Annotated in this window: 15 protein-coding genes and 1 pseudogene; 9 read left to right on the top strand and 7 right to left on the bottom strand. The window is 71.8% G+C overall.

Annotation, left to right across the window (positions count from 1 at the left end; translation table 11 throughout):
• Positions 1–159 precede the first annotated feature (159 nt).
• Complete coding sequence (locus AOK03_RS14130; RefSeq protein ID WP_055565595.1) at positions 160–1143, top strand: DNA polymerase Y family protein; 984 nt, start codon at positions 160–162, stop codon at positions 1141–1143.
• A 245-nt stretch (positions 1144–1388) separates the two neighbouring features.
• Positions 1389–2270, top strand: coding sequence for an esterase/lipase family protein (locus tag AOK03_RS14125; RefSeq protein WP_055565592.1), 882 nt, complete (start codon positions 1389–1391; stop codon positions 2268–2270).
• Between the two features lie 95 nt (positions 2271–2365).
• On the opposite strand, the gene AOK03_RS14120 is transcribed toward AOK03_RS14125, so the two are convergent.
• Together AOK03_RS14120 and AOK03_RS14115 are read right to left on the bottom strand one after the other, a co-directional pair.
• On the bottom strand, positions 2366–3364 hold the full coding sequence (locus AOK03_RS14120) for a lytic polysaccharide monooxygenase auxiliary activity family 9 protein (RefSeq protein ID WP_055565591.1): 999 nt from the start codon (positions 3362–3364) through the stop codon (positions 2366–2368).
• Between the two features lie 1051 nt (positions 3365–4415).
• On the bottom strand, positions 4416–5102 hold the full coding sequence (locus AOK03_RS14115) for a response regulator (RefSeq protein ID WP_055565590.1): 687 nt from the start codon (positions 5100–5102) through the stop codon (positions 4416–4418).
• A 140-nt stretch (positions 5103–5242) separates the two neighbouring features.
• Between AOK03_RS14115 and AOK03_RS14110 the strand changes: the two genes are divergently transcribed.
• The 4 genes from AOK03_RS14110 to AOK03_RS14095 are packed head-to-tail and all read left to right on the top strand — an operon-like array spanning position 5243 to position 8730.
• Complete coding sequence (locus AOK03_RS14110) at positions 5243–6226, top strand: Bug family tripartite tricarboxylate transporter substrate binding protein (protein WP_055565589.1); 984 nt, start codon at positions 5243–5245, stop codon at positions 6224–6226.
• Complete coding sequence (locus AOK03_RS14105; RefSeq protein ID WP_055565588.1) at positions 6223–6753, top strand: tripartite tricarboxylate transporter TctB family protein; 531 nt, start codon at positions 6223–6225, stop codon at positions 6751–6753. The genes AOK03_RS14110 and AOK03_RS14105 overlap by 4 nt, the downstream gene beginning before the upstream one ends.
• A 1-nt stretch (position 6754) precedes the next feature.
• Positions 6755–8260: a tripartite tricarboxylate transporter permease gene (locus AOK03_RS14100; protein ID WP_055565587.1), complete on the top strand. Its 1506-nt coding sequence runs from the start codon at positions 6755–6757 to the stop codon at positions 8258–8260.
• Positions 8257–8730 (top strand): GNAT family N-acetyltransferase, encoded by a 474-nt coding sequence (locus AOK03_RS14095; RefSeq protein WP_055565586.1) that lies wholly within the window; start codon positions 8257–8259, stop codon positions 8728–8730. Before AOK03_RS14100 ends, AOK03_RS14095 begins: the two co-directional genes overlap by 4 nt.
• A 21-nt stretch (positions 8731–8751) precedes the next feature.
• Here AOK03_RS14095 and AOK03_RS43105 read toward each other — a convergent pair whose 3' ends face one another.
• Positions 8752–8892 carry a hypothetical protein gene (locus AOK03_RS43105; RefSeq protein WP_167355605.1) on the bottom strand — a complete coding sequence of 47 codons (141 nt, stop codon included), beginning with the start codon at positions 8890–8892 and terminating at the stop codon, positions 8752–8754.
• Between the two features lie 122 nt (positions 8893–9014).
• Between AOK03_RS43105 and AOK03_RS14090 the strand changes: the two genes are divergently transcribed.
• Positions 9015–10367, top strand: a complete 1353-nt coding sequence (locus tag AOK03_RS14090; protein ID WP_055565585.1) for a trifunctional class I SAM-dependent methyltransferase/NUDIX hydrolase/VOC family protein — start codon at positions 9015–9017, stop codon at positions 10365–10367.
• A gap of 1 nt (position 10368) precedes the next feature.
• On the opposite strand, the gene AOK03_RS14085 is transcribed toward AOK03_RS14090, so the two are convergent.
• A complete protein-coding gene (locus tag AOK03_RS14085; RefSeq protein WP_055565584.1) occupies positions 10369–10878 on the bottom strand; it encodes a ribonuclease FAU-1 family protein in 510 nt (169 codons plus the stop codon).
• Positions 10859–11797 (bottom strand): GNAT family N-acetyltransferase, encoded by a 939-nt coding sequence (locus AOK03_RS14080; RefSeq protein WP_055565583.1) that lies wholly within the window; start codon positions 11795–11797, stop codon positions 10859–10861. Before AOK03_RS14080 ends, AOK03_RS14085 begins: the two co-directional genes overlap by 20 nt.
• Before the next feature lie 114 nt (positions 11798–11911).
• Here AOK03_RS14080 and AOK03_RS14075 point away from each other — a divergent pair, with 114 nt between their 5' ends.
• Complete coding sequence (locus AOK03_RS14075; protein ID WP_055565582.1) at positions 11912–12292, top strand: GntR family transcriptional regulator; 381 nt, start codon at positions 11912–11914, stop codon at positions 12290–12292.
• A gap of 26 nt (positions 12293–12318) precedes the next feature.
• Here AOK03_RS14075 and AOK03_RS14070 read toward each other — a convergent pair whose 3' ends face one another.
• The gene (locus tag AOK03_RS14070; RefSeq protein ID WP_055565594.1) at positions 12319–13413 is read right to left on the bottom strand and encodes a DUF5925 domain-containing protein; all 1095 of its coding nucleotides are present in this window, start codon (positions 13411–13413) and stop codon (positions 12319–12321) included.
• Positions 13414–13588: 175 nt separating this feature from the next.
• Between AOK03_RS14070 and AOK03_RS14065 the strand changes: the two genes are divergently transcribed.
• Entirely contained in the window at positions 13589–15013 is a 1425-nt protein-coding gene (locus AOK03_RS14065) for a GH39 family glycosyl hydrolase (protein WP_055565593.1), read from the top strand.
• Between the two features lie 12 nt (positions 15014–15025).
• Here AOK03_RS14065 and AOK03_RS14060 read toward each other — a convergent pair.
• Positions 15026–17093: pseudogene (locus tag AOK03_RS14060) on the bottom strand (lipopolysaccharide biosynthesis protein); the annotation flags it as partial.

Genomic DNA, 17093 nt, shown 5'->3' with positions numbered 1-17093 from the left:
GGAGGAGAAGGGGGAGGGCTTGGACGGTGGTCGTCGCATCCGCATGGCCAATGGCTACGAGATGCACCCCTGGGCGGACCTGCGTCCGGCGGGTGAAGGGGCGGCGGCGACAAGGAAGTTGTGGCACCGGAGTCCGGGGAGCGCGGGATGAACGACGCAATCACCACCCTCTACGTCCGCTTCCTGCTGCCGCCGATGTACGAGGCCGCCCTGCCCCAGCTCCTCGCCCTGCTGGGTGAGTTCACTCCACAGGTCGAGGCGCTTCCGCCCGACGCCGCGCTCGTCGACGTGCGGGGCGCGCGGCGGTACTTCGGGCGGAGCGCCGTCGAACTCGCCGCGCTGATCCGGGTGCGGGCGCTCGCGCTGTACGGGGTGGAGTGCGCGGTCGGCGCGGGTCCCGGGCCGATGCTGGCGCGGATGGCCGCGCGCGGCGCCGCACCCGGCGTGACGCGCTCGGTGCCCGAAGGGGAAGACGGCGTACGGGAGTTCCTCGCCGCCCGGCCGGTCGGTGAGCTGCCCGGCATCGGCCGCGCCACCGCCCGCACCCTCTGCGAGTACGGACTCGACTCCCTCGGGAAGGTCGGCGCCGCGCCCCTGTCCACCCTGCAGCGGCTCGTCGGCGCCCGCGCGGGCCGCGAGCTGAGCGAGAAGGCGCGGGGCATCGACCGCACCCGGGTCGTGCCGAACGCTGCCGCCCGCTCGCTCTCCGCCGAGCGCCCCTTCCCCCGCGACGAGCTAGACCCCTTCCGGCATCGCCGCGCGCTGCTCTCCGGTGCCGAGGAACTGGGCGCGAGGATGCGCGGCGAGGATCAGGTGTGCCGCACGCTGGTCCTCACCGTGCGGTACGCGGACCGCACGGGATACTCGACGATCACCCGGTCCCGGACCCTGGCGGAGCCGACCGCCCACTCCACGGCGCTGACCACGGCCGCGTACCGGATGTACGAGGCACTCGGCCTGCAGCGGGCCCGGGTGCGTGCCGTCTCCCTGCGCGCCGAGGGGATCGGCCCCGCCGAACGCGCCGCGCACCAGTTGTCGTTCGATCCGGCGGACGAGAAGGCCCGCCGGATCGAGGAGGTGGCCGACCGGGCGCGGGAGAAGTTCGGTCCGGGCGCGATCGTGCCGGGGACGCTGGCGGCGTGATGCGGCAGGGGGCGTGACCAGGCGTGGCGTGACGCGGCGTGGCGTGACCCGGTGGAGTGCGATGCGGCATAGCGTGACCAGGCGTGGAGCGACCGCGCCAGTGATCGCTGGAACTTTTACCGACGCGTAACTTCACTCTTCCACTACTCGCGCGTAGCTTGTCGTGCACGCAACATCCTGGTGATCCGGATCACGGCGTCGCACTCCGCCATCGCAACTCCCTTGAGCCGCAAGGAGATCACACGATGCTGCCCTGGAGACGAGCGCTGCGCGCGCTCGCCGCCGCCCTGCTCGTCACGGGCGCGGTCACCCTCACCCCCGCCGCCACGGCCGCGGCCGACACGGCGCGGGCCTCCGCGACGTCGTCGACGACGACATCGCGGGGCTGGAACGACTACTCCTGCAAGCCGTCCGCCGCACACCCCCGCCCGGTCGTCCTCGTGCACGGCACGTTCGGCAACTCGGTCGACAACTGGCTCGTCCTCGCGCCCTACCTGGTCAAGCGGGGCTACTGCGTCTACTCCCTGGACTACGGCCAGCTGCCGGGCGTCCCGTTCTTCAACGGGCTCGGCCCCATCGACAAGTCGGCCGAGCAGCTCGATGCCTTCGTCGACAAGGTGCTCGCCTCGACGGGGGCGAAGAAGGCCGACCTCGTCGGGCACTCGCAGGGCGGCATGATGCCGCGTCAGTACCTCAAGTTCCTCGGCGGCGCCGCCAAGGTGAACGCCCTGATCGGCCTCGCCCCCGACAACCACGGCACGACCCTGCTCGGTCTCACCAAGCTGCTGCCGTACTTCCCCGGCATCGAGGACCTGCTGACCACGAAGACCCCGGGCCTCGCCGACCAGATCGCCGGATCGCCCTTCCTCACCAAGCTCAACGAGGGCGGCGACACGGTGCCCGGAGTGCGCTACACCGTCATCGCCACCAAGTACGACGAGGTGGTGACCCCGTACCGCACCCAGTTCCTGAACGGTCCGAACGTCCACAACGTGACCCTCCAGGACCTCTGCCCCGTCGACCTGTCGGAGCATGTCGCGATCGGCATCCTGGACCGCGTCGCCCACCACGAGGTGGCGAACGCGCTGGATCCGGAGCACGCGACGCCGACCACCTGCCTGTCCTGATGCCCGCCTGTCCTGACGCCCGCCTGTCCTGACGCGAGCACGCGAAGGGCCGCCGCCCTCCCCGACCGGGGGAGGGCGGCGGCCCGTCAGGCGGTTCAGCGGCCGTGGCGTCCGGCGGCCCGGCGGCGGGTCGTGGCGAACATCGCCGCGGCGCCGACGGCGAGAGCGGCGGCGCCGCCGATCGCGATGTACGGCGTGTTGCTGTTGCCGCCGGTCTCGGCGAGGTTGTCGTTCGCGGTGGTCACCGGCTTCTCGGCGCCGCCGTTCACCTCGGGCCGGTTGTCGCCGGTCGCCTCGTCCGCGGCCGGAGCGGCCCCGGTGGCCTCGGCGCCCGTCTTGGCGTCGGCGTCCCCATGGCCGTGGTGCTCGACGGAGGACTTGTCGGCACCCGCCGCGATGTCCTGGTCGGAGGGGGCGGAGGCGGCCGGGGCGGGGGCGGCGGAGCCCGAACCCCCGCTGTCCTTGCCGAAGACGACGTCGGAGCAGGTGTAGAAGGCCTCGGGGGAGTCCGAGCGCTGCCAGATCGAGTAGATCAGGTGGCGGCCCTCCCTGGCGGGGATCTTCCCGTCGAAGACGTAGTCGCCGTTCTCCATCTTCGGGTCGGTGACCTTGACGAAGGGCTTCTCCTCCAGGTCCGACCACTTCAGGGGCTTCGACGGGTCGTACGACTCCTTGGTGACGAACAGCTCGAAGGAGCCCTTGTGCGGGGCGGTGCCCTTGTAGCGGAACGTGTGGTTGCCCGCGGACAGCTTGCTGGACGGCCAGTCGGCGCGCGGCAGGTCCAGGCCCTTGTACTTGTCGTTGCCGGCGCTGCACAGCTTGCCGTCGGGGATGATCTCCTTCGACTTCCCCGCGGCGTTGGCGATGTTCACGCCGTTCCAGTCGTAGAACGCCTGTGCGCCACTGGCCGCGACGGCTGCCTTGCAGGCGGCGGACCTGGGCGACTCCGGGCCCTCCTGGAAGCAGGCGGAGACCCGGCTGACCGGGTCCGTCATCGAGCCGTGCGCGGCGGCAGGGGTGACCGACAGGGCGGTCAGGGCGAGCGGCGCGACACCGGCGGCGGCGAGGCTTGCGACCTTGCGGCGTGCAGACATGGGGGTTCTCCTCAAACGGCGGTTCAGGGGGACACGGGGCGATGGCGAACGGGCGGCACGGCCCCCCGATCACCAGCGGCACCGACGGTTCGTCACCGCCCCGGCGACCAGAAAACTAGCCCCTGAGATCCGTGAAATCCCCTGCTGAGGGCGGGGGATGGAGATCCTTATGGTCGCTTTAAGGAAGGCCTAACCGGGGGCTCAGGCTGGGGCCTCGGACGTCCCTGTTCGACCGCTGCGCGCACTACGGGCGGATCCGCGTGCTCCCGGGGGGAATCCGAGCTCCCGGGGGAATCCGAGTGCGCCCAAGGGTGTCCGTGTCACCCGCTACCACACGCATCCCCCTCATGTCCTGCGATCGGCCGGACCGAGGTGCCAATACGCCAGGGTTCGCTACCCCCGGAAGTTCGCCACCTGGGAGTTCCTCGTTTCGCGCCAGGCAGACGCCAGGGGTAGCAAGATCATTCGCCACCGGCAAAAGCCGCAAATTGCCGAACAGGGCCGTCGTAACGGCTTGATGAGTGCCGTGACTTGGGGTTATCTCGTCCAGGAGCGCCCGCGGAGGCCCGCAGCAGGGCGCCGAAGGCCCCTCGCGCACGCGCAAAGGCCCGGCTCCGGGAATGCAGCCCAGAGCCAGGCCCGTGCGCGGGGCGGGTGAGTCCGGCCGAGCATCCGTCGGCCGGGCTCGCTCATCCGTCCGGCTCACGCCTCATGCATCACATGAAGCGCTCGACGCACCCCGCGATGGCGGTGACAGCCGTGAGGGACAGCGCCGCTAATTGCACCCACTCGTACCGCTGGGGGCGCCTGCGGCACCTGTCCTTCCGCTTCGATCCGTCCATCGTGTCCGGCTCCTGTCTCTCTGCCTGCCCAACCGAGTTGGGCCCCGCCCGGACCGGGCGGGCGTTCCGGGAGAGACATCGCCGGTCCTCTCGAACCTACCGGCGCGCCAGGTGCCCGCTCGACCCAGCGCCACCATTCGCCAGGTATCGCCAGGCTCAACCAGGGAGAGAGCCAGGCGGGCGCGGCCCGGTCCGTCGCCGGGGACGGATCACCCCACCCACCGGTACCGCCGCTCCGGCCGCCCCGTCCCCCCGTAGCGGAGCGTCACCTCGGCGCGGCGGGTGTCCACGAAGAACTCCAGGTAGCGGCGGGCGCTCACGCGCGACAGGGAGCCTGCCCGTGCGCACTCCGATGCCGAGAGGCCGTCCGGGTGGGCGCGCAGGGTCTGTTCCACCAGGTCCGCCGTGTGGGCGGCCAGGCCCTTCGGCAGTTCGCGGGAGCCCGGCGGGCGGGTGCCGAAGAGCTGGTCCACGTCCTCCTGGCGCGCTTCACCGAGGCCGTCGAGGCGGGCCCGCAACGCCGCCACGTGCCGCAACTGCTCGTGCAGCGCCGTCCGGTTGAACGGCTTGATGAGGTAGTGCAGGGCGCCCGCCCGCAGCGCGGCCCGCACCACCTCCGCGTCCCGCGCCGCCGTGATGAACAGGGCGTCCACCGGCCGCCGCGCCGGATCGCGCTCCTCGGCCGCCCGCAGCTCGCGCAGCACCGCGATGCCGTCCATGTCGGGCAGATACACGTCGAGGAGTACGAGGTCGGGGCGCAGCCGCCGGGCCGCGTCGATCGCCTCGGCGCCGCTGTGGGCGGCCCCGACGACGGTGAAACCCTCCACCGCCGCGACGTACCGACTGTGCAGCTTGGCGACCATGAAGTCGTCGTCCACGACCAGCACCCTTGTCATCGCCGCAGGCTATGGGCGCGACCACAACGACCACAACGTCCGTTGGTTCCGGAAGAGAGACAGGTTGTTAACGCCCGGGCAACATGTGGGCCACCTCACACCCATGCCCACTCCGACGTAACCGACAGGTGGTGGCACACGTGCGCCTGCGCACCCCCCTCGCCCTGTTCGGGGCCGCACTCCTCGTGCTCGTGGCGCCGCCGCTGCTCACCACGGGCAGCGGCGCCGACACCGGCACACAGATCCCCGGCCTGCGCTTCATGGTCCCCAACACGCCCGGCGGCGGCTACGACATCACCGCACGCACCGCGGCGAAGAACGCCGAGGACGCCGAACTCACCCACAACATCGAGGTGTTCAACCTGCCCGGCGCGGGCGGCACCGTCGGCCTGACCCGGCTCGTCGGCGAGCACGGCAACGGCAAGCTCGCCATGTCCATGGGCCTCGGCGTCGTCGGCGCCGCCCGCTCCAACGACTCGCCCAAGACACTCGCCGACACGACACCCATCGCCCGGCTCACCGAGGAGCAGGACGTCGTCGTGGTCGCCAAGAACTCCCCGTACAAGACCATCGGACAGCTCGTCGACGCCTGGCGGAAGAACCCCGGCAAGGTGCCCGTCGGCGGCGGTTCGTCCCCCGGCGGGCCCGACCACCTCGCCCCGATGCTGATGGCACGCGCCGCCGGCATCGACCCGAAGAAGGTCAACTACGTCCCCTTCGACGGCGGCGGCGAACTGCTCGCCTCCATCCTCGGCAGCAAGGTCGCCTTCGGCGTCTCCGGCGTCGGCGAGTACCTCGACCAGATCAAGTCGGGGGAGCTGCGGCTGCTCGCCGTCACCGGGCCCGAGCGGGTGAAGGGCCTGGACGGGCCCACCCTCAAGGAGTCCGGCTACGACGTGAACTTCACCAACTGGCGCGGCATCGTCGCCCCGCCCGGCCTCAGCGACGCCGAGCGCAAGAAGCTCACCGGGCTGATCGAGAAGCTCCACGACTCGCCCGAGTGGCGCAAGTCCCTGCAGACCAACGGCTGGGACGACGCCTTCCTGACCGGAAAGAAGTTCGGCGACTTCCTGGACGCCCAGGACAAGCGCGTCGTGTCGGTACTGAAGGAGCTCGGACTGTGACCACCACCGACGTCCCCCACGAGCCGCCGCCCAGCCGCTCCTGGCTGCGCGAACACTCCGAACTCGGCGTCTGCGTCCTGCTCCTCGCCCTCGGCGCCCTCGTCCTCACCGACGCGCTCACCATGGACGTCGAGATCGCCCAGCGCGGCCCCATCGGCCCGAAGACCGTGCCGATCGCCGTCGGCGCCGGGCTGCTCGTCGTCGCCCTGCTGCTCGCCGTGGACGTGCTGCGCGGCGGCCGCGGCGAGGCCGAGGGCGGCGAGGACATCGACCTGGCCGAACCCGCCGACTGGCGCACCGTCCTGCTCCTGGCGGGCGTCTTCCTCGCCACCGCCGTCCTCATCGAACCGGTCGGCTTCCCGGTCGCCGGAGCCCTGCTCTTCTGGGGCTCCGCCCACGCCCTCGGCAGCCGCCGTCCCGACCGCGACCCGCTCATCGCCGCCGGGCTCTCCGTCGTCACGTACGAAGTCTTCAACAACCTGCTCGGCGTGCCCCTGCCGGGCGGCCCCCTGATGGGAGTGCTGTGACATGAACGCCTTCACCTCCCTCATGGACGGCTTCGGCACCGCCCTCACCCCGGTCAACCTCCTCTGGGCGGCCGTCGGCGTCCTGCTCGGCACCGCGATCGGCGTGCTGCCCGGCATCGGCCCCGCGATGGCGGTCGCCCTGCTGCTCCCGGTCACGTACGGACTCGAACCGACCGGCGCGTTCATCATGTTCGCGGGCATCTACTACGGCGCGATGTTCGGCGGCTCGACGACCTCGATCCTGCTCAACACGCCCGGCGAGAGCGCCGCCGTCGTCGCGGCGATGGAAGGCCACCCGATGGCCAGGGCCGGGCGGGGCGCCCAGGCCCTCGCGGCCGCCGCCATCGGCCACTTCGCGGGCGGCATGATCGGCACGCTGCTCCTGGTGGCGCTCGCACCGACCGTCGCCGACCTCGCCGTCGACATCGGCGCGCCCGACTACTTCGCCATCATGGTGCTCGCCTTCATCGCGGTCACCTCCGTGCTCGGCTCGTCCCGCATCCGCGGCCTCGCCTCGCTCCTGATCGGCCTGACCATCGGCCTGGTCGGCCTGGACCAGATGACGGGCCAGCAGCGCCTCACCTTCGGCTCGCTCCAACTCGCCGACGGCATCGACGTGGTCATCGTCGCGGTGGGCCTCTTCGCCATCGGCGAGGCCCTGTGGGTCGCCGCCCACCTGCGTCGCAGCAGCGGACAGGCGATCCCCGTGGGCCGCCCCTGGCTGGAGCGGAAGGACGTGCGGCGCACCTGGAAGTCCTGGCTGCGCGGCCCCCTCATCGGCTTCCCGTTCGGCGCCATCCCCGCGGGCGGCGCGGAGATCCCCACCTTCCTCTCCTACGTGACCGAGAAGCGCCTGTCCAAGCACAAGGACGAGTGGGGCAAGGGCGCCATCGAGGGCGTCGCGGGCCCGGAGTCGGCGGCCTCCGCCTCGGCGGCGGGCACGCTGGTCTCCATGCTCACGCTCGGCCTGCCCACGACCGCCGTCGCCGCCGTGATGCTCGCCGCCTTCCAGCAGTACGGCATCCAGCCGGGACCGCTCCTCTTCGAACGCGAACCGGACCTCGTGTGGGGCCTCATCGCCTCGCTCTTCGTCGGCATGGTGCTCCTGCTGGCACTGAACCTGCCCCTCGCCCCGGTCTGGGCGAAGCTCCTGCGCATTCCGCGCCCCTACCTCTACGCGGGCATCCTCTTCTTCGCGGCCGTCGGCGCCTACGCGGTCGGCGGCGAACCGCTCGACCTGGTCATCCTCCTCGTCATCGGCCTGATCGGCTTCGGCATGCGGCGCTACGGGCTGCCGATCCTGCCCGCGGTCATCGGCGTCATCCTCGGCCCGAACGCCGAGCAACAGCTGCGCCGCGCCCTGCAGATCAGCGACGGCGACGTCAGCGGCCTGATCACGCCGTTCTCCGCGACGGTCTATGGCCTCATCGTCCTGATCGTGGCCTGGCCCTTGTTGAAGAAGGCGGTGGTGCGGGCGCGCCGCCGTGCCGTAGACGTAGAGGCATGACCACCATCGAGGGTTCCACGGGCATCCGCCCCGCCACTGCCGCCGACGTGCCCGCCGTGCGGGCGGTCACGGACGCGGCGTACCACCGCTACATCGAACGCATCGGGCGCGTCCCCAGCCCGATGGAGGCCGATCACGCGGCCGATGTGGCGGCGGGATTCGTGTACGTCACCGGGGACCCAGTGGTGGGTCTCCTGGTGCTCGTACCGCGCCCCTACGAGGGCAGGCTCCTCCTGGAGTCGATCGCGGTCCACCCCGATGCCGCGGGGCAGGGGGTGGGCCGTCGTCTGCTCTCCTTCGCGGACGACCACGCGCGTGAGCTCGGCCTCCCCGAGATCCGGCTCTACACCAACGCCCTGATGTGGGAGAACCAGAAGATCTACCCGCGGTACGGGTACGAGGTCGTCGAGCGGCGCGTGGACGGACCGTACGACCGGATCCACTACCGCAAGCGGCTCCAGGAGCGCTGACGGCGTCTCATCCGCGGCTCCTCAGCCGTCCGGCCACCACGTCCGCTGGATGTCCTTGCGGACCTCGGGCCTCTCCTGCGGCCGGACCTCCGCCTCCTGACGCTCCCGCACCCGACGGCTCACGGACTTGGCGGCGGGTTTGTGTGTGGTCACTCGGCGCATGGCGGCCTCCCTGCCTTCTGCTTCCTGCCTTACCGATGTCCATTCAAGGCCTGTCGTAGACCTCTTGGCGCCCGCTTTCTGATCGAGGGCCGAATGTCAGTGGCAGCTGCGACCATCGGGGCATGACGAGCAACGAGGCGATCGACTGGGCCGACCGGCTGCGGGACTGGCTTCCGGCCACCCCCGGTGACGTCCTCGCCCTCGGCACCGGCGGCCTCGCCCTGCTCGCCGCCGATCAGGGCCACCGCGTCACCGAGATGCCGGTCGGCGACGCGGACCGCCCGCCGGGCCGGGGGCGGCGGTTCGACGTCGTGCTGGCCCACGACGCCCTCGGGACGACGGCGGACCCCGAGGCGGCCCTGCGGCACTGGCGCGGCCTGCTGCGGCCCGGCGGCAGGCTGGTTCTCGTCGCGGGTGCGCGGGGGACGGCGAGCCCCGTGGCCCTGCCCATGTCCCGCCTGGTGGCGGCCCTGACACCGCTGGTCGCCCGCCTCCACTCCGAGCGCCTTTCGGGGGACGCGCGGCTGTGCGGCGCCCCGGCCGAGGACGAGCGGTATGCGCTGGTGGGCGTGGTGCCGGACGCCCCGGCCCGGCACACCGAGGTCGTCGACGTCCACCTGATCCTGCGCCGCGGCGACGAGGTGCTGCTCGCCCGCCGCGCCGGTACGGGGTACGGGGACGGCCTCCTGCACCTCCCCTCCGGCCACGTGGAGGACGGCGAGGACGTCCGCGCGGCCGTGATCCGGGAGGCGCGCGAGGAGCTGGGGCTCGACCTCGCCCCCGCCGACCTGCGCATGGAGGCGGTCGTCCAGCACCGCGGTCCCGGGGAGGCGCCGCGCATCGGCTGGTTCTTCTCGGCGGAGCACGGCGCGGGCGGCGAGCCGGTCAACGCCGAGCCGGACAAGTGCGCCGAGCTCGTCTGGTACCCCCTGTCCGCCCTGCCGCACGACATGGTGGCGTACTGCAGGGCGGGCCTGGCCGCCTGGCGCGCTGGCGAACGCTTCATCGTGCACTGGCAGTCCGACGAGGAAGCCGTGGCCTATGAGGGCGAGCGCACCACGGCGCCGGAATCCCTCGCCCCGGTGCGGCCGGGCGGGGTCCACCACGTGGAGCTGTGGGTGCCCGACCTGGAGGCCGCCGAGGTCTCGTGGGGCTGGCTCCTCGGCGAGCTGGGTCACGTGCCGTTCCAGCGCTGGGGCCACGGCCGCAGCTGGCGGCGCGACGAGGCGTATGTGGTCCTCGAACAGTCGCCCGACCTGCGGCCCGGCGGCCACGACCGGCACCGCCCCGGCCTCAACCACCTGGCGTTCCACGTGGCGGGCCGGACCGTGCTCGACCGCCTCGTGGCCGCCGCGCCCGACCACGGCTGGGCCCTGCTCTTCGCGGACCGGCACCCCCACGCAGGCGGCGAGGGCCGGTACGCCGCCTATCTGGAGGACGCGTGGGGCTACGAAGTGGAGCTGGTCGCCGAGTAGTTCAGCCGGTCGCCGAGCAGTTCAGATCGAAGCCCGCGCCCCGGGCCAGCGCCTCCAGCTCGTCCAGGGCGCGGACCGCCGCGGCGGCCGCCGCCGGGTCCGCGGCCGCGAGCCCGCTCTCCGCGAACTCGTCCTCGTCCAGGCGCAATACGGTGCCGCGGTCGGCCGAGACCCACAGGTCCAGGTCCAGGTCCTCCACCGTGAGGACGGCACCGGCGCGGACGGCCGGGCGGGTCACGTCGCAGTACCAGCCCTTGAGGGTCCCGTCCCCGGCGTACACCTCTTTGATCGCGTACCAGCGGTCGCGCCAGTAGTGCTCGACGAAGACGTCGCCCGGCTCGAAGCGCACGAAGCCGAAGTCCCGTACCCCGGGAGCCGCCCAGGGCGCCCGGACGGCGAGGTGGTTCCCGTCGTCGTGCAGCAGCCGCGCGGGATAACGGATCTTGGTCCGGCCCGCCTTCACCAGGGCGACGTCCAGCGACTCCGTCGCGTCAGCCGAGGGTGCGGACATGGCGGACCTCCGTTCCGCAGATCTCGTAACCGAACCATTCGTTGATCGCCAGCATCGGCCCGTTCCCGGCGTCGTTGCCGGTGAACGCCTCCGTGCAGCCCGCCGCGCGGGCCCGGTGCAGGGAGTCGTTCTTGGCGAGCTTGGCCAGGCCGCGGCCGCGGTGGGCGCGTGCGGTGCCGGTCATGTTGGACGAATAGCGCCCCGCACCGTCCGCGCGGGCCAGGCTGAACGCTGCCGGGCTGCCGTCCACGAGCACCACCGTGGTGAGCTCCTGGCTGACCAGCGGATGGCGCCAGGTCTCGGCGAACCAGTGCTCGTAGTCCGAGAACTCGGCTCCCACGTCGCTCGGTTCGTCCGCCACCGTCTCCGCGTCGAGCGCGAACAGCGGACGCGCGTCGTCCGCGAACACCGATCCGGCGACCAGTTCGACCCCGGCCGGCGGCTCGCGGCGGGGCGGCAGCGTGCCGTGCGCCAGGTCCAGGCGGAGGAAGTGCGCGCTGCGCCGCGCCCGGTAGCCGTGGCGGGCGGCGAAGGCGAGGTTCGCGGGCTCGTCGAGGACCCACGAGTAGACGTCCCGCGCGCCCGCGTCCGCGAGGTACTCCTCCGCGGTGCGCAGGAGCAGCGTCCCCGCGCCCCTGCCGAGCCGCTCGGGATGTACGTAGACGTTGGCGAAGCCCTGGCCCGGCTCCGGGCTGTCGTAGGCGATGCCCACCTGCGCCGTGCCGATGACCTCACCGTCGGTCTCCGCGATCAACTGCCGGTAGCCGGAGTCCGCATGGGCGTGGGCGCGGTCGAAGGCGACCGAGGCGGAGGTGGCGAGCATGGCGGGTACGCAGGCCCGGCGTACGGCGGCGAAACCCGCGTCGTCCGCGGCTGCTGTCGGCCCGTCGTGTTCGAGGGCTCGGACGATCACTGTCATGGAGCCGCACGGTACGCGTGGGGCGCGCCGGGCCGCGCCTCATTTTCCGCGGTCAGGGCGGTTCCGCGGCCACGGCGGCGTTGCGAGCGGCGGGGGGTGCGGGACAATCACCCCGTGACATTGAAGATCGACATCGACGGGGGCGCGGCCGACGCGCCGTACGAGCAGGTGCGGGCCCGGATCGCCGAGCAGGCGCGGTCCGGGGCGCTGCCGGCCGGTTACAAGCTGCCCACCGTGCGGGGGCTCGCCGAATCACTCGGGCTCGCCCCCAACACGGTGGCCAAGGCCTACCGGGCGCTGGAGGCCGACGGGGTCATCGAGACCCGGGGGCGGAACGGGACGTTCGTCGCGGCGGCGGGGGACGCGTCGGCGAAGGCCGCGTCGGCCGAGGCACAGGCGTACGCCGAGCGGGTCCGCCGGATCGGCCTCTCGGAGGAGGCCGCGCTCGCCGCGGTGCGGGACGCCCTGCGCGCGGCCTACGGGAACTCCGGCTAGGGCCTGTCCGCCGGATCTCCGGGGCCCTACAGATACAGCCCCGAGTCCGCCCCTTCCCGCTGGTCCGGCACCGACGTCGGGGACGTGCCCCGGCGCAGGGCGAACAGTTCCGCGAGGGTGGCGCCCTCGCGGGACACCCCCTCCTCCGTGCCGAGCCACTCCACCGCCTCGGGGCGGGTCAGCGGGCCCACCTCGATGCGGGCCAGGCAGCGGCCGGGGCGGACCACCGCCGGGTGCAGGCGCTCCAGGTCCTCGTTGGTCGTGACCCCCACCAGGACGTTCCTGCCCTGGCCGAGCAGGCCGTCCGTGAGGTTGAGCAGGCGCGACAGGGCCTGCCCCGCCGTGTGCTTGGCCTCGCCGCGGATCAGCTCGTCGCAGTCCTCCAGGAGCAGCAGCCGCCAGCGGCCCTTCGCCGTCCCGTCGTCCTCGCCGATGGCGATGTCCATCAGATAGCCGACATCGCTGAACAGCCGCTCGGGATCCAGCACGCAGTCCACCTGGCACCAGTCCCGCCACGAGCGCGCGAGCGTCCGCAGCGCCGACGTCTTGCCCGTGCCCGGCGGGCCGTGGAGCAGCAGCAGGCGGCCCGAGATGTCCTCGGGAACCGTCTTCATCAGGGTGTCCATGGCGTCGGCGACCGGTGCCGTGTAGTTGGGCCGCACCTCCTCCCATGTACCGGCCGAGATCTGCCGGGTCGTGCGGTGCGGGCCGCGGCGCGGGGAGACGTACCAGAAGCCCATGGTCACGTTCTCCGGCTGGGGCTCGGGCTCGTCCTGCGCGCCGTCCGTGGCCTGTTTCAGGACCTTCTCGGCGAGTTCGGCGGTGGTCGCCGTCACCGTGACGTCCGCGCCGCGGTTCCAGCGGGAGACCAGCAGCGTCCAGCCGTCGCCCTCGGCGAGCGTGGCGCTGCGGTCGTCGTCGCGGGCCGCGCGCAGCACCACGGCCCCGGGCGGCAGCAGCGTGGAACCGGATTTGACGCGGTCGATGTTCGCACTGTGCGAGAAGGGCTGCTCACCCGTCGCGAAACGGCCGAGGAAGAGGGCGTCCACGACATCCGACGGGGAGTCGCTGTCGTCGACGTTGAGCCGGATCGGCAGGGCGTCCTGTGGGTTCGCAGACATGACGACATGATCCGGCACGCGGCCGCCGTTGTGCATCCGCTTTCCGCGGTGCGTCCCAACTGCCGGATTCGGAGATCCATCCGGCAACCGCCACGGGATTCGTTTCGGAAACCGTCACCGGGCGGTCGTCCGGAACCTGTCCCACCGCCGACTTGTCCCGATATTCTTGCCGCTGATGGGACGTCATGAGTGGAATGCGGACGCACGGCGGTGGCGTCTCGCCGCCCTGCTCGGTGTCGGTCTGGTCGCGCTGGCCCTGGTGATCACGTTGGTCAACACGCTGCCCGGCGACACGGGCAGCACCGCGGGCACCACTCCTGACGGGGACAAGGTGCACGGCACCCCCGCCGTCCCGCCCGGCGACGCCAGACCGCAGGTGGGCTGGGGCTTCACCCACACCCAGTACAGCGCGGACGAGGGCGAGGACAAGGCCGTCGAGCGGGTCCGCACCGAGCTCGCGGACCAGGGCAGGCCCCTCCCGCAGATCCAGCACATCATGGGCTGGGGCGCGGGCAATCCCGAGCCGGTGAAGGGGCGTTACGACTTCTCCGCGATGGACCGCCGGATGGACTTCGTCCGGGAGAGCGACGGCATCCCCGTCGTCACGCTGTGCTGCGCGCCCGACTGGATGAAGGGCGGCGAACCCGGCGCGGACAAGACGGACTGGAGCAAGCAGTCCCTGGAGACCGCCCCGGACCGTGCGCACTACGAGGACTTCGCCGAGCTCGCCGCGACCGTCGCGAAGCGCTATCCCGACGTCCGCCACTTCGTCGTCTGGAACGAGTTCAAGGGCTTCTGGAACGACGAGAAGGGCCGCTGGGACTACGAGGGGTACACGGAGCTCTACAACCTCGTCTACAAGGCGCTCAAGAAGGTCGACGAGGACATCATGGTCGGCGGCCCCTACCTGGTCATGAACAGCGTCGACCCGCGCCAGACCGAGGGCGTGGCGAAGGAGCCGAGGGGCCCCTGGGGCCGCATGGACCAGCGGATCCTCGACGCCTTCGACCACTGGAACAAGAACAAGGCGGGCGCCGACTTCGTCGTCGTCGACGGCTCCAGCTACACCGCGGACGACGAACTGCTCCCCGACGAGTTCCGGGCCACCGAAAAGTTCACGGACGTCGGCAAGTGGGTGCGCGAGCGGACCGGCGACCTGCCGCTGTGGTGGGCCGAGTACTACGTGGAGCCGGGCGACGACCGGGACGACCGGGACGACTGGTCCGAGGCGCACCGCGTCGCCGTCCAGGCGTCCGGCCTGATGGCGATGGTCCGCGGCGGCGCCACGAGCGGCTTCTACTGGAACCCGCAGAAGCGCGGCACGAAGTGCGCGGGCTGCCTCTGGTCCGCCACGCAACTGCGGGACGGCGGAGCCGAGCTGCCGATGCTGAAGCTCATCGGGCGGTTCGGCCAGGAGTTCGGCCCCGGCACGAAGTACGCGAAGGTGTCCGTCGCAGCCGACGACCGGCCAGGCGTCCGGGTCCTCGCCGACGACCGGGCCGTCCTCGTGGTCAACACCCTCGACCGGCGGATCAGCGCGAAGGTCGACGGCCGGCGGTTCGACATGGCGGGGTACGAGGTGAAGTGGCTGAAGCGGTGAGGAGCGGCGCGCTCACGCCATCGTCACGAACCGCTGGATCAGCGAGGCGAGCAGCACCGCGAGCAGCGGCAGCGAGAACCAGAAGCTGCCCTGCAGCCACCGCTGCTGCCGCACGCTCGGTGCCGCGGCGACCCGCACCAGCTCGCGCGCTCCCAGCAGCAGGATGAGCGCCACCGCGGCGAGCCCGCCCACGACCGACCACGGCGTCCACGTCACCTTCGGCCCGATCGGCCCCGGATCGGGCTTCGCGGCCCTGCCGTCCGGCTGTCTGCTCAGGGTGTAGATGCTCGCGTCGGCGTTGGTGAAGACCTTCTTGAGGTCCCTGCGGTCGTCGAGGTGGCGGATGATCCGTGGCTCCCACGAAGCGGAGTAGCCGGCGTCCATCTGCAGATAGGTCGTCTGGCTGCGGTTGATCATCAGATACGAGTTGGGGCCCGCGTCCTTCAGGGACTTCACCAGGCCCGACACCAGGACCGGGTCGGCGGGCGCGAGCGTGGGAACGTACTCCAGCTTCTCCATGTCACGGGCGCCCCACGGAATCGACGGGGTGACGTTCTCGACCGTGTCGTTGCTCATCCAGAGCAGCCGCGCCGTCGGGTCGTCGTGCTCGTACAGGTACTCCATCGCCGCGACCTCGCCCGGGCGGATCCGCTCGAAGGGCTCGTTGCCCCAGCGGGCCACCAGGAAGCCGCCCATCAGGACCAGACCGGCCATCAGCGCGGCCAGCGGCGCGAGGCTCACCCGGTCGCGGTCCCGCTCGTCCGGCGTGATGCCCGCCCGCGGGAACAGCGCGAGACCGGCGAGCAGGGCGGCGCCCGGCAGCGCGAACATGAAGACGCGCAGGGCCATCTCGCCGCCGTACGACTGCATGCCGAAGCCCAGGAACGGCACGAAGGTCAGAACGAGCAGCGAGCGCTCGCCGTACTTGTAGAAGCGCCGCCGCCACCAGCCCCAGCAGGCGAACGCCAGCACGCTGCCCGCCATCGCCACGCGCGTGTACAGCACCAGCTGGTGGGTCGAACTGCCGCCCTCGATGCGCCCGGAGACCGACGAGGACACGTTCCCGCCGACGCCGCCGACCCCGCCGAACAGCTCGTCGAAGTGCCCCGACCAGTACGGTTCGGCGAGGAAGCCGAGCCATACGACGACGAGCACGCCGAACAGGATCGGCAGGCCGCGCAGCTCGGAGCGGCCGACCAGGACGAGCACCGTCAGCACGCCGAGCATCACGAACGGCGTGAGCTGGTGGGCGGGGACCGTCGCGGCGAAGAGGCCGATCAGGACCAGGAGCAGCACGGCCCGCTCCTTGCGGCCGGTCGGCTCGACCTCCGGCTCGCCGGGACGCCGCTTGGCCCACAGCACGCGAGGGGCCCGGAACCACACCATCAGCACGGCGACGAACGCGATGTAGAGGAGGAACGTGAAGCCCTGCGGGGAGAAGTAGTCCTGTCCCACCCAGCCGCTCAGGACGAAGATCCACAGGCCTGCCCACTTGGCGCGCCAGGCCGCCCGCATGGAGCGCACGAGCAGGAACATCGGTGCCAGATAGAGCAGTTGGATGACCGTCGGCCACCAGCGGATCACCTCGGTCATGTCCGAGACGCCGCATGCCTCGGCGACGAAGGCGGCCGCGGCGAAGAAGCCGGGCCAGCTCCAGCGGGCGTCCAGATCGGGCACCGCGGTGCCGGTCCGGTCGATGTACTCCATGAAGCCCAGGTGCTGCCAGGCCGTGGCGAACCGCGGCTCGGTCTCGATGACGGCGGGCAGCGCGTGCAGGGACACCACGGTCGCGAGCAGGGTGAGCAGGAGGAGGCTCTTGATCGGCCGGTCCATCCAGAGCAGCGTGGCGAACACGACGACCAGCAGGGCGGCGCCGATCAGCGTCGGCATGGGCAGCACGGTGATCAGCCCGAGCCCGCCCATGTCGTCCAGGTCCTTCTCGCCGAGGCCGAGGACGGGCAGCCAGTACAGGGCGAGTGCGGTGGCGAGGAGCAGTGCCATGACGAGCACGTGACGGCGCGGGGCGGGCTCTGCCGGGTCCCGTTGCGCTTCCCGCTCCTCGTGCTCCTCGTGCTCCTCG

This window comes from Streptomyces atriruber (genome assembly GCF_001418325.1).
Taxonomy (GTDB): Bacteria; Actinomycetota; Actinomycetes; order Streptomycetales; family Streptomycetaceae; genus Streptomyces; species Streptomyces atriruber.
This window is presented reverse-complemented; position numbering and strand designations above follow the sequence as displayed.

Coding starts and splice junctions, on each gene's coding strand:
- AOK03_RS14125 (WP_055565592.1), top strand. CDS start 1,389: ATGCTGCCCTGGAGACGAGCGCTGCGCGCGCTCGCCGCCGCCCTGCTC.
- AOK03_RS14120 (WP_055565591.1), bottom strand. CDS start 3,364: ATGTCTGCACGCCGCAAGGTCGCAAGCCTCGCCGCCGCCGGTGTCGCG.
- AOK03_RS14115 (WP_055565590.1), bottom strand. CDS start 5,102: ATGACAAGGGTGCTGGTCGTGGACGACGACTTCATGGTCGCCAAGCTG.
- AOK03_RS14100 (WP_055565587.1), top strand. CDS start 6,755: ATGAACGCCTTCACCTCCCTCATGGACGGCTTCGGCACCGCCCTCACC.
- AOK03_RS14095 (WP_055565586.1), top strand. CDS start 8,257: ATGACCACCATCGAGGGTTCCACGGGCATCCGCCCCGCCACTGCCGCC.
- AOK03_RS43105 (WP_167355605.1), bottom strand. CDS start 8,892: ATGCGCCGAGTGACCACACACAAACCCGCCGCCAAGTCCGTGAGCCGT.
- AOK03_RS14090 (WP_055565585.1), top strand. CDS start 9,015: ATGACGAGCAACGAGGCGATCGACTGGGCCGACCGGCTGCGGGACTGG.
- AOK03_RS14085 (WP_055565584.1), bottom strand. CDS start 10,878: ATGTCCGCACCCTCGGCTGACGCGACGGAGTCGCTGGACGTCGCCCTG.
- AOK03_RS14080 (WP_055565583.1), bottom strand. CDS start 11,797: ATGACAGTGATCGTCCGAGCCCTCGAACACGACGGGCCGACAGCAGCC.
- AOK03_RS14070 (WP_055565594.1), bottom strand. CDS start 13,413: ATGTCTGCGAACCCACAGGACGCCCTGCCGATCCGGCTCAACGTCGAC.
- AOK03_RS14065 (WP_055565593.1), top strand. CDS start 13,589: ATGGGACGTCATGAGTGGAATGCGGACGCACGGCGGTGGCGTCTCGCC.